Origin of the sequence: Streptomyces sp. NPDC056628 (genome assembly GCF_042792555.1) — a bacterium.
Classification (GTDB): Bacteria; Actinomycetota; Actinomycetes; order Streptomycetales; family Streptomycetaceae; genus Streptomyces.
Map to the genome: position 1 here is coordinate 1 of NZ_JBHTWG010000071.1, position 10,418 is coordinate 10,418.

The following is a 10,418-nucleotide window of genomic DNA, read 5'->3' on the forward strand; positions in this document are numbered from 1 at the left end:
GCCGCCAACACCGGGGAATGACCAACATCAACTGACGCAGTGGGGGTCAATTTTCACCCGCCGGAACCGGCTCACTATTCAAGCGTCGCCGACAGGCGATCCCCGTTCAGAGGTGATCTTGTAAAGGTGCGCCGCCACCCGTGACGCGCAGGACCTGAAATGCGCTGAACAGAGTGCCCCTGGCGGATCACGCCGGGGCGGGCCTGTTTACTCCCCTCGGGGCGAGCCCGCCTACTCTTCACCTTGCAACGTTTCGAACGGAGTTCACGTGCACCTTGATGCCGTGCCCATGGTTTGGGTGACTGTGACGTTCTCCTCGGCGTGAACAGCGGCCAACGCCCCAGCCGTCCGTCCACGCCCGCCCAGTGAAAGCCCCCACACCTTGACCGTCTCCTTGCACGAGGTCCAGCCGGCCGGCCGGCACGCTGCAATCCCCACAGGCAGCCTGTTCCGGCGGATCTACGCACCACGCGTGTGCGATGCCCTCGCCTACTCCATGTCGACCTACGCCATGCCACTCGTCGTGTTGGCGACCACCGGCTCCGCGTCCCTGACGGGCCTGGCCTTCGCACTGGAATGGATACCCCGGGTGGCCGCGTTCGGCTTCGCCGGCACCCTGGTGGACCGCAGCGGCGCGGCCATCGTGTCCTTCCTCGCCTCGCTCGCCCGCGCCCTGCTGGTGACGGGCGCCGCTGCCGCGCTGATCGCACTGCCTCCGGGTACGGTCGAGACCGCCACCGTCATCGCACTGGCCGCCGTGACCGGGACGCTGACACAGTTCAGCTTCGTCGCCAACGAGGCGGTCGGCGCCATCGTCAGCCGCCGCACCGACAGGCAGACCCACAAGGTGCAGTCGGTGCTGATCGGCATCGACCAGACGGCCACCGTCATGGGTCCGGCTCTCGGCGGCGTTCTGCTGCTCACTGGCCCGACTCTCATGCTGGCGTGCCTGAGCGTGCTGTCTTTCCTGTCCGCCGCACTCGCGCTGCAGACACCGCCCACCCCTCTGCGTGCCGCACGCCACGGTGGGCCGACGCCGGGCGGTGGCCTGCGGGAAGGATGGCAGACCCTGCGCTCGCTGCCGTCCCTGCGACGGCTGGTGGCCGGACTGGCCTGCTCCAACCTCATGCTCGGACTGCTGCAGTCGGCCAGCCCTGTTCTCGTGAGGGACCGCTTCGGCCAGTCCCCGGCCGCCGCCGGCGCACTATGGTCGATCGCCGCGGCCGTCACCTTGGCCGCGGTCGTCTGCTGCCGGGCGGGCCTCGACCGGCTCGGGCTCTGGGGGGTCGGCGTCACGAGCGCGACCGTCGCGGCCGCCGCCTGTCTGGCCGTGCCCCAGGCCCATTCCTATACCGGCTACGTGACCCTCGTGGCCCTCTTCATGGCCGCCGACGGAGGACTTACCGTCGTCCTGCGCACCCTCCGCTCGCAGGTCATCCCACCCGCGGCCTTCGGCACGACCCTCTCCCTGACCATCCTGCTCCTGCTGCTGCCCTTCCCCCTCGCGGGTGTGCTGCTCGCCCTCACCCCACCGCCGTACCTGGACGGCCTCATCGGGGCGTGCGCCGTGGTGCAGGCGCTGGCTCTGCTCGTCACCTTCCTACGCCTGCGCAACGACCCGATCCTCCGAGCCAGGACATCGCCCGCCCGCGACGAGGCCGGCTGACCCGGCCATTTAAGCCACCTGGCCACTGCCGGTACGCGCTCTGCCTTCCGTTCCAAGGCGTACGACGCTTGCCCTCCGGGGGTCGACACCTTACGGATGAGCTGAAAATTCTGCTGCTGGTAGTACGCGGCCAGAACGGCGAGCCACAGTCCCGGCCGCACGCGGCTGACTCCCTCGCGCGCAGCGCGGCCGACGGCCCAATCGGCGATCAGTGCGCCGAGAGGTAGTAGGCGGTCTCAGCGGCTTCGGCCGCTGTCCAGGTCCAGGGCGCCGATGTCCGGAGGATCGTGGTGAGCCCAGGACCCGGTCGCTGTGTTCGGTGAGGACCCACATCTCGATTGGGTGGCGTGTGCAGTTGTCCGCCCGCTCCTGGACGTGCTTCCCCCGTAGCGCCAGCACGGGAGCTGGTACCTGCGACCAGGGCCGCCACGATCGCGACACCCATCACTGCAGCGAGCACGCTCCGCCCGGCCTTGCGTGGGGGCGCGCCGTCTTCCGGCTCCCCCTGGAACGACTCGGGCTCCGGGGGGTCCTCCCAGCCGTTCGGCGGGGGCTCGACGAAGAGGGTGCGCCCGGAGCGGGTCTGCTCTTCCGCAGCATCGCCTCGTGCACGGAGTCCTCGGCGTCCTCCAGGCTCATCGAGCGGCGCCGGAGTGACTGCACGAGCTACGGACGCTGTCGGTTCGGCATGACATCAGGGTGCGGACATTCGCCGAACCCGGCGGCGGCCCGGGGCGCCCCCTCGACGCCTCGATGCCAGGGCGGCCTCGACCGCTGCAACGCGCTGACCACGGGCCGAAGGAGGGGACCGTGCGGCTGAGGGCTCTGTGAGAGGGCGGGCCCTTTCGGAGGGCTCAGGAAGGGGCGCCCGGAACCGGCTTTGAGTCGGAGTCGAGTCGACGGTGGCCGTCGAGGGGGTGGCCGGTGATGTGCGGTCGGTGGAGGTGGTGGGCGCCGTAGCGTTCGATGGCCAGGAGAGCGGCGTCGTCTCCGGGTTCGTGGCCGATGTGGTTCAGCAGGTCGCGGTGGATGTGGCGTATCAGAGCTTCGGGCCCGGAGGTGGGCGCGGAGGCCGCGCGCTCGGCGAGAGGGTAGAAGGCTCCTTCGGGCGAGCGGGCTTCGACGACGCCGTCGGTGTAGAGCAGCAGCGTGTCGCCGTCCTCGAACGTGAAGGGGTCCGCGCGGTGGCTGGGCACGGACAGTGCGCACATGCCCAAGGGGGGCACGGGGCGTCGCGCGTGCAGGACCGTTTCCTGGCCGTCGTGCAGCAGCAGGGGCGGCGGGTGGCCCATGTTGATCATCTCGACCTGTGTGTCGTGGTCAGGGATGTCGAGCAGCAGGGCGGTGATGAAGTGCTCACCCGGATCGTTGTCGGTGTCGGCGATGTCCTCCAGACTTCTGCAGACGCTCACCTCGAGGCACGCGGCAAGTTCGGGCAGGGTGTCGTAGCGGTGCGCGCCCTCACGGAACGCGCCCAGCACCATGGACGCCTCACCGATGGCAGCCAGTCCCTTGCCGCGGACGTCACCGATGATCACGCGGGTGCCACGGTCGGAGCGGACGATCGCGAACAAGTCGCCGCCTATACGGGTCTCGTCCTCGGCTGCCAGGTACAGCCACTCCACACGCAGTGGCCCGATCCGGCGGCGTGGTGGCCGCAGCAGTACGAGCTGCGCCGTCTCGGCCACCGACCGTGCCCGAGTCAGCTCACGGCTGCGCCGCTCACGCACGTGGCAGACGAAGACGACCAAGGCGGACAGCAGGATCAAGGCAGTGATCTGCGAGAGGTGGTTGGGAGTGGTCAGTCCGCCATGGAACACGGCGATGAGCACCTGGGCCGCCACAGCCAGGGCTCCGACGAGCGCGGTCAGTCGCGGCCCGGCCAGGGACGCGGTCAGGGCCGGCGCGATCACCAGCAAGGGGCCCAGGTGGACATCCGGCGGGGAATGCATGTCCACCACGGTGATCACGACGATCAGCGCAAGCGGGATTGCCACCAGCCTGCGACCCAGCTGCTGCTCAGGGAGGCGGTCCACCGGCACACGCCCCTCGCCCATACGTACCGGTATACACCCTGCTGCGGTGCATGTCCCACAGCGAGATCTTCGCCCGACGCTTACGCCGCTTCGTGCTCCACTTCAGCCGAGGCCCGCAGGACTGGCATGGCCATGGGCACTCCCGTCGGCCCTGCGTCCGGACGATGCCCCACCACCTGCCGGTCCTGCCGACCTCGGGGATGCCTGGCGCGGCTCACCGCCTTGCCTGGGCGGCCTTCGGGCCGTCCCAGAGCTACCTGGGACGGCATCGGCGTCCCTCCGCAGCCGGTACGCCTGCTGCGGCGAGCTGGCCGCGATCGTCAGCGACGCCCCCGACCAGCTGCGGCCCAAGCGCCGAGATCTGCCGGCCCACCAGCGCGTACTGACCGAAGCCGGAGCAGGCGGCGTCGTACTGCCCATGCGGTTCGGCAGCGCCTCTCCCGACGACGACACGGTGACCGCGGTGCTCGCCGAACGTGCGGAGCACTTCCTCGAGCGGCTGCGAGCCCTGGACGGCACGGCGGACTACAACATCAAGGCCAACCACAATGACGTGCCGTGCTCCGCCTGATCATGGCGGACCACGACGACATCCAGTCCCTGGCACAAGCCAACCGCGAGGCCGGCGGCGGCACGCAGGAGCAGAAAATCCGGCCCGGGGAGATGATCGCCGCCACCGTCCAGGCACGCGAGACAACGGACGCGCAGCTGCTCCCGCAGGCATTGGAGCCATTGCCAAGGCAGTCAGCTCCGGGCCCCAGAGCACCGGCTGGCTGGCCAACCTCTCCTTCAACGGCCCGCTGCCGCCCTACAGCTTCGTCGACACCCCCGCACCCCAGCAGGCCGAAGGCGGTACCGCGGAAGCGTTCGGAGCCGCGGCAACCCACCCGAACGCATGAGATGTTGCGGAGCATCAGGACCGATCCCCGCAGCCGGGCTGATGGCTACGGGGATCAATCACGAGGCAGTCCCATCCCTACCGGATCAGGACAGCCGTGCCGCCCGCGATTCCTGAGGCGGCCCCTACTGTCCTGCCGGGTTTCCCTCTCCCGCACGGGCACACAGCTCTCACGGCTCCACTTTGCATCGATCACCCGATCACACCGGCCATGACCGCCCGGCTCGCCACAACGCCGGATCCATCTTCGCCGCCCCAGCACAAGTGCCGGCGCGGGCGCGCCACGATCGGTGTCCTGAATAGGTGGCCACAGGTACTTCCCCAGCACCGCGCTGGGGTCCACAGTGAAAACAAAGCAGCACTACTTCGCACCGGAGGCGGTCATGCTCCTCCTCGGCATCATTCTGCTGGTAGTCGGCTTCGTCACCGGCATATCCATCCTGTGGACGATCGGGATCATCCTCGCGGTCATCGGCGCGGTCCTGTGGATCATGGGGTCCATGGGACACGCGGTCGCCGGCCGCCGACACTACTGGTAACGCTGCCTCAGCACACAGGACGGCACCGGCACGCGTGCACGCCCAGCACAGGCCCCTTCGTGTGGCCGTGTGCCGGATCGCCACGCCCCTCAGCCGCGAGGCAAGGCCACCGACAGGGGCACCCGCAGTCCCGAACGGGTCGCTCGGTGCGCCGTTAGAGCGAGTGGCGCACGATCAGGTGCGGGGCGAGGCGGGTGAGCCAGGCACTGGCCAGGCCGATGGCGGCGCCGGCGGCGACATCGCTGGGGTAGTGGGCGCCGCTTTGCACCCGCTCGACCGCGACCATGGCGGCGGGCACTGCGCACGCTGCGCCGACGGCCGGCCAGGCGGGTGCGATGGCGGCGGTGAATGCCACCGCAGCGGCGGTGTGCCCGGAGGGGAAGGAGGAGGAGTCGGGCCGGTCGTCGACCTCGTCGTGGGGGAACCACTCCTTCGGAGGCCGAGGCCGGTCGGCCAACTGCTTGCACAGGCCGTTCGAGACGAGCTGCGCCACCGTCACAGCAGCCAGGCCCGCGGCGGCGGCCCTGCGGCCGCGCCATCCACCCAGCCATGCCATCGCCGCAGCCGCGCCGCACCACAGCTTGGTCCCCTCCGCCGCCTCCTCCACCGCCGACAGCAGCCGGTGAAGGCCGGGTGAGGCACTGGCAGCGATCCGCTTGCTCAGATGTCGCTCCGTCTCACGGATCCCTGCGATCAAACCCATAGCCTGCGGGTATCCCTCAGGTCACCAGCCATACCCGATGACACCGGCGCGCATCTGCGGCGCGGTCAGGTCTCGTCCAGGCGGCGCCGGTCCTGCTCGTCCCATTTCCGGGCTTCGCGGGGCTGGGTGTACGGCTCGGCCTCCGGCGGATGGCCGCCGGCGACGGCCCGCTGCCGTACGGTCTCCGCACTCGAACTCCAGGCCCGGCAGAATCGCCAGGTTGGAGGTCCACAGCCAGACCGGGAAGACGATGACTCCGGCCATCGTGCCGTAGGTCTTGTTGTAGGAGGCGAAGTTTGGCGACGTAGAACGCGAACCCCACGAGGCGATCATCCAGATCACCAGGGCCAAGAAGCTGCCCGGGGCGACCCACCTGAAGCCCTTCACCTTCGCATTCGGGCTGGTCCAGTACAGGCTCGCGATCATCACCGTGGCCAGGAGCACCAGGACGGGCCACTTGGCGATCGACCACACGGTCAGCGCCGTGTGGTCGATTCCGAGCGCCTGCCCGGCCTGGCGGGCCAGGGGCCGGTGAAGACCACGGTCAGCGCGCTGATCACGGCCAGCACCATCAGCACGACCGTGACTCCCACTCGCACTGGCAGGACCTTCCACACCGGGCGGCCCTCGGGCATGTCGTAGACGGCGCTGGAGGTGCGGATGAACGCCGCCACGTAGCCGGACGCCGACCAGATCGCCAACGCCAGGCCGACGACGGCCATGATCGACCCGATACCGGCGTTGCCCTGCAACTGCTCCTAAGTTGGCCCCGTGCGCCTGCTGTGGGACTGGCTTCACCCTGTGATCCGAGTGCCGTACGTGCCGACGATCGGCCCCGTCCATCCCGACGCCCTGGGCCCGGGGCTGTTCGATGACGTACTGAGCGTCGCCGGGACCGGGCTGTTCCTGCCCCACGACAAGGCTGCACGGCCTGCTGACGCAGATCCATCCGTCGCTGGAGCGGGTGCTGGGGCCGCGGTTGCAGCATCCGGCCGTCCTCACGCTGCTGGAACGGTTCGGGTCCCCGGCCCAGATACGCAAGGCCGGCCGACGGCGGCTTGTCACGTTGCTGCGGCCGAAGGCACCGCGGATGGCCGAGCGGCTGGTCGAGGACATCTTCGCCGCGTTGGACGAGCAGACTGTGACGGTCCCGAGCACCGAGGCAGCCGCGTTGATCGTCCCGAGCCTGACCGCTTCACTGACGGCCGTGCTCGACCAGCGGAAACTACTGGCGGCGTGGATCGAGGAATTGCTGGAGGCTCACCCTCTTTCGAAGATCCTGACGTCCATGCCGGGAGTCGGCGTCAGGACCGGAGCCAGGACCCTGGTCGAAGTCGGCGACGGCAGCACCTTCCCGACCGCTGGCCACCTCGCCGCCTATGCCGGTCTCGCGCCAGCGACCCGGAGCTCGGGGCCCTCGATCCGCGGCGAACAGCCCTCCCGGAGAAGAAACAAGCAGCTCAAACGAGCTTTCTTCCTCTCCGCCTTCGCCGCCCTGGGCGACCATGCACCCCGGGCCTACGACGACAAGAAGATCGCCCAGAGCAAGCACCACACCCAGGCCCTGCTCTGCCTCGCCCGACGCCGGGCCTATGTCCTCTTCGCCATGCTCCGCGACGGAACCTTCTACGAACCCCAGCCGGCCGCCTCGGGCTGAACCTCGGCACTCTCGCCACACACAGGGCAGTCACGCTCGTCGAGCGAGTTGATCACGACCGGGTGTCCACAGAAGTCGCACGGACGCATGCCCTCACCAGCCGATCCCTGAACAGACACGTCATCACTCACGACAGCCACACTGCCAGACCCACCCGACACCGTCCCGACCACCTTGACCAAAGACATAGGGGCCCCCGAACGCGGCCTTCCGCTGGAGCGCGAGCACTCCCGTCGGGCCCAGCTCTTCTGGCCTGACGGTGTCTCGCAGTCGCTGCCTCCCACAACGGAGGACCCTAACGACCAGTAACAGCACGGGTCAGCCAATGCTCAGGGCGCTTGCGGCCATCATGGCTCGACTGGTGGGGCCACACCGCAGGATTTCAGTTGTCCGATCGTCCCGTCTGATGCAGCACCGATGCCACGCGACTGCGCGACGGCCGCCGCCGCGCGTACCAGCGCGGCCACGCTGCGGCTGCGGGAGCGTTCCGGCCAGGCGATAACCAGGGCGGCGGGAGGGCAGTCCTCGATGAGGACGTAGGACACCGCGCGTCGCGGATACTGGGTTGCGACCGATTGCGGTAGCACGGTCATCGTCTGGCCGAGGCCAATGAGGGCGAGCAGCTGCGCGAGGTCTTGGACCCCGTGCTCGCCGATGTCGCGCTCCACCCGTTCGAGGACGTCCGCCGGGGCGACTCCGAGATCGGCGAGCCGTACCCGGCCGGCTCCGGCAAGTGGATGGTCGGCGGGCAGCGCCGCCACGCGCGGCTCGACCGCGACGACATCCGCGTCGATGCCGTCCGGATCGTAGGGCTCGAACATGAGCGCCGCATCGGCGTCTCCCGCCCGCAGTAGCCGCGTGTGCTCCCGCCATCCGCACAGGCGCACGGCGACCGGCCTGGTGTCGGGCTCGGCAGCCACCGCGGCGAGGATGGCTTCGAGCAGGCCCCCGTCCGCGTCCGCCTTCACGGCGAGCACCAGGCTGCGATGCGGTGCCGAGGCCCGCACGGCGCGTCGGGCCGCCGCGTCGAGAGCCTCCAGGGCAGGCCGCGCATGGGTCAGCAGCACTGCGCCGGGCTCGGTCAGCTCCACCACGCGCGTGGACCGCTCCAGGAGGCGTACGCCGAGTTCGGTCTCAAGGTTGCGGATCGCTCGCGACAGCGCGGGGCCGGCAATGCCGAGCCGCCTCGCGGCGTGGGTGAAGCTGCGTTCCTCGGCCACCGCCACGAAGTACCGCAAGGCCCGGGACTCCACTGCCATGGAGAACACACTACGACCTGCTCGGCATCAGGATTACTACCTTCTTGTTCCTAATGGCTGCCGGATCGGTCGTTCCCCGGGCCTCGCCTTGACCCCACGCTGGTGTCGCCGCAGGGCGAACGGCCCGCGGCAGAACGGAGAGACACGTGCGAGCCATCAGCATCGAGCGCTTCGGCGACACCCCGGAGCTCACAAAGCTGCCCGTGCCCGAACCCGGCCTCGGCCAGATACAGGTCACCATCGAGGCGGCGGCGATCAACCCGCTGGACGTGGCCATCGCGTCCGGCGCGCTGGAATGGCTCGGGGAGTACCGGTTCCCGCTCACGCTCGGTCTGGACGGTGCCGGCACCGTGACCGCGATCGGTGACGACGTGACGCGATTCCGCGTTGGCGACCGTGTCGTCGGCCAGTTTTGGAGCCAGCCACTGCACTTCGGGACCTTCGCCGAGGTCTGCGTCGCCCAGGCAGAGCCCGCGCTCGGCGCGCTCGCAACCATCCCCACCGGGATGCCGAGCCACAAGGCCGCCGCGCTGCCGACCGCCGGCATGACCGCGCTCGGCGCGATCGAGCACACACAGGTGCCCGAGGGCGGCACGCTGCTCATCATCGGCGCCACGGGAGGTGTCGGCACGTTCGCAGTGCAGGCCGCAGCAGCCCGCGGGATCCGGACCATCGCCACGGCGTCCGCCCAGCACGCCGAGCAGGTACGCGAGCTCGGCGCCAGCGAGATCGTCGTCCGTGGGGCGCAGCCCCTCGACCAGGCTCTACGCCAGCTCGCACCCGAGGGTCTCGACGCGGTCCTCGACCTTGTCGGCGACCGCTCACTCACCAGCAGCCTGGCCGGCACGGTGAAGGACGGCGGTGCGCTCCTGTCGACCGCTTTCGGTCTCGACGACCAGCTCATGGCCGACGCACGCATCCACGCCGCGAACTACTCGCTCGACCGCAAGCCGGAGCGACTCGGCGAACTCACGAAGCTCGTCACCGCAGGAAGCATCCGGCCTGTCATCGGCACGGTACTTCCCCTTGGGGAAGCACCGCGAGGCCTCGCCGGCGATCTCCGGACCGCGCGGCTATGCGGCAAGACCGTGCTGCAGGTCGGCTGAGCCAGGACCCGGACAACGACACAGGGCGCTCCAGGTCAAGCGCCCTGGCGGTGGGCGTCCCTGGACGCGGCCGGACCAGCTCGGCGGCGATAAAGCGTGCAGCTCCCGCCGAAATCGCCGTTACCTGCGTAGACGCCAGATTAGGCACCCCTTCCCGCAGCCGAAGGACCAGCGAGCGAACCGTCGGCGCCGTGGCAGCAAAGGAGGTCGGCCCGCCGGCTTCGGCAAGCAGATGTACCGGCGACGCAATGAGGTCGAGCGCACGATCAACCGGATCAAGCACTTCCGAGCGGTGGCGACGCGCTATGACAAGCGCGCCTACGTCTTCCACGGCACCGTCACTGCAGCCTCGATCCGCCTCTGGATCAAGCCCTGATCAGCTCGCCCTCGCCCTCTCGGCCACTATTACAAGTCAAGCACCCTGTAGCGGGGGGCGGGGCGCGTGGGGGCCCGCCACAACAACCGCCCCCCGCCCCAACCACCCCCCCAAGGGACGGGGCAGGCCGCCGGGCCCGACAGAAGCGGGGTGAGGGGGCGGGGGCACGGGAAACAAA

6 protein-coding genes and 4 pseudogenes are annotated in these 10,418 nt (G+C 69.6%); 6 read left to right on the top strand and 4 right to left on the bottom strand.

The genetic code is table 11. The annotated features are described in order from the left end of the window. Positions 1 to 382: 382 nt before the first annotated feature. Positions 383 to 1,666 (top strand): MFS transporter, encoded by a 1,284-nt coding sequence (locus ACFRAC_RS36150; protein ID WP_382939427.1) that lies wholly within the window; start codon positions 383 to 385, stop codon positions 1,664 to 1,666. 854 nt (positions 1,667 to 2,520) lie between these two features. Here the strand turns inward: ACFRAC_RS36150 and ACFRAC_RS36155 are convergent. Next, complete coding sequence (locus tag ACFRAC_RS36155; RefSeq protein ID WP_382939432.1) at positions 2,521 to 3,723, bottom strand: PP2C family protein-serine/threonine phosphatase; 1,203 nt, start codon at positions 3,721 to 3,723, stop codon at positions 2,521 to 2,523. A 183-nt stretch (positions 3,724 to 3,906) separates the two neighbouring features. Here ACFRAC_RS36155 and ACFRAC_RS36160 point away from each other — a divergent pair. Both ACFRAC_RS36160 and ACFRAC_RS36165 read left to right on the top strand, forming a co-directional pair. Next, a pseudogene (locus tag ACFRAC_RS36160) lies at positions 3,907 to 4,601 on the top strand (GvpL/GvpF family gas vesicle protein). Positions 4,602 to 4,983: 382 nt separating this feature from the next. Continuing rightward, the gene (locus ACFRAC_RS36165; protein ID WP_099054574.1) at positions 4,984 to 5,139 is read left to right on the top strand and encodes a DUF6131 family protein; all 156 of its coding nucleotides are present in this window, start codon (positions 4,984 to 4,986) and stop codon (positions 5,137 to 5,139) included. Between the two features lie 154 nt (positions 5,140 to 5,293). On the opposite strand, the gene ACFRAC_RS36170 is transcribed toward ACFRAC_RS36165, so the two are convergent. Continuing rightward, positions 5,294 to 5,842, bottom strand: coding sequence for a phosphatase PAP2 family protein (locus tag ACFRAC_RS36170; protein ID WP_382939435.1), 549 nt, complete (start codon positions 5,840 to 5,842; stop codon positions 5,294 to 5,296). 65 nt (positions 5,843 to 5,907) lie between these two features. Next, a pseudogene (locus tag ACFRAC_RS36175) lies at positions 5,908 to 6,600 on the bottom strand (YihY/virulence factor BrkB family protein); the annotation flags it as partial. A gap of 155 nt (positions 6,601 to 6,755) precedes the next feature. On the opposite strand from ACFRAC_RS36175, the pseudogene ACFRAC_RS36180 reads away from it, so the two are divergent. After that, positions 6,756 to 7,499, top strand: a pseudogene (locus ACFRAC_RS36180) (transposase); the annotation flags it as partial. A gap of 347 nt (positions 7,500 to 7,846) precedes the next feature. On the opposite strand, the gene ACFRAC_RS36185 reads toward ACFRAC_RS36180, so the two are convergent. Beyond that, on the bottom strand, positions 7,847 to 8,758 hold the full coding sequence (locus tag ACFRAC_RS36185; RefSeq protein WP_382939440.1) for a LysR family transcriptional regulator: 912 nt from the start codon (positions 8,756 to 8,758) through the stop codon (positions 7,847 to 7,849). A gap of 146 nt (positions 8,759 to 8,904) precedes the next feature. On the opposite strand from ACFRAC_RS36185, the gene ACFRAC_RS36190 reads away from it, so the two are divergent. Both ACFRAC_RS36190 and ACFRAC_RS36195 read left to right on the top strand, forming a co-directional pair. Further along, complete coding sequence (locus ACFRAC_RS36190) at positions 8,905 to 9,864, top strand: NADP-dependent oxidoreductase (protein WP_382939445.1); 960 nt, start codon at positions 8,905 to 8,907, stop codon at positions 9,862 to 9,864. 28 nt (positions 9,865 to 9,892) lie between these two features. Beyond that, positions 9,893 to 10,240: pseudogene (locus ACFRAC_RS36195) on the top strand (IS5/IS1182 family transposase); the annotation flags it as partial. Positions 10,241 to 10,418 lie beyond the last annotated feature (178 nt).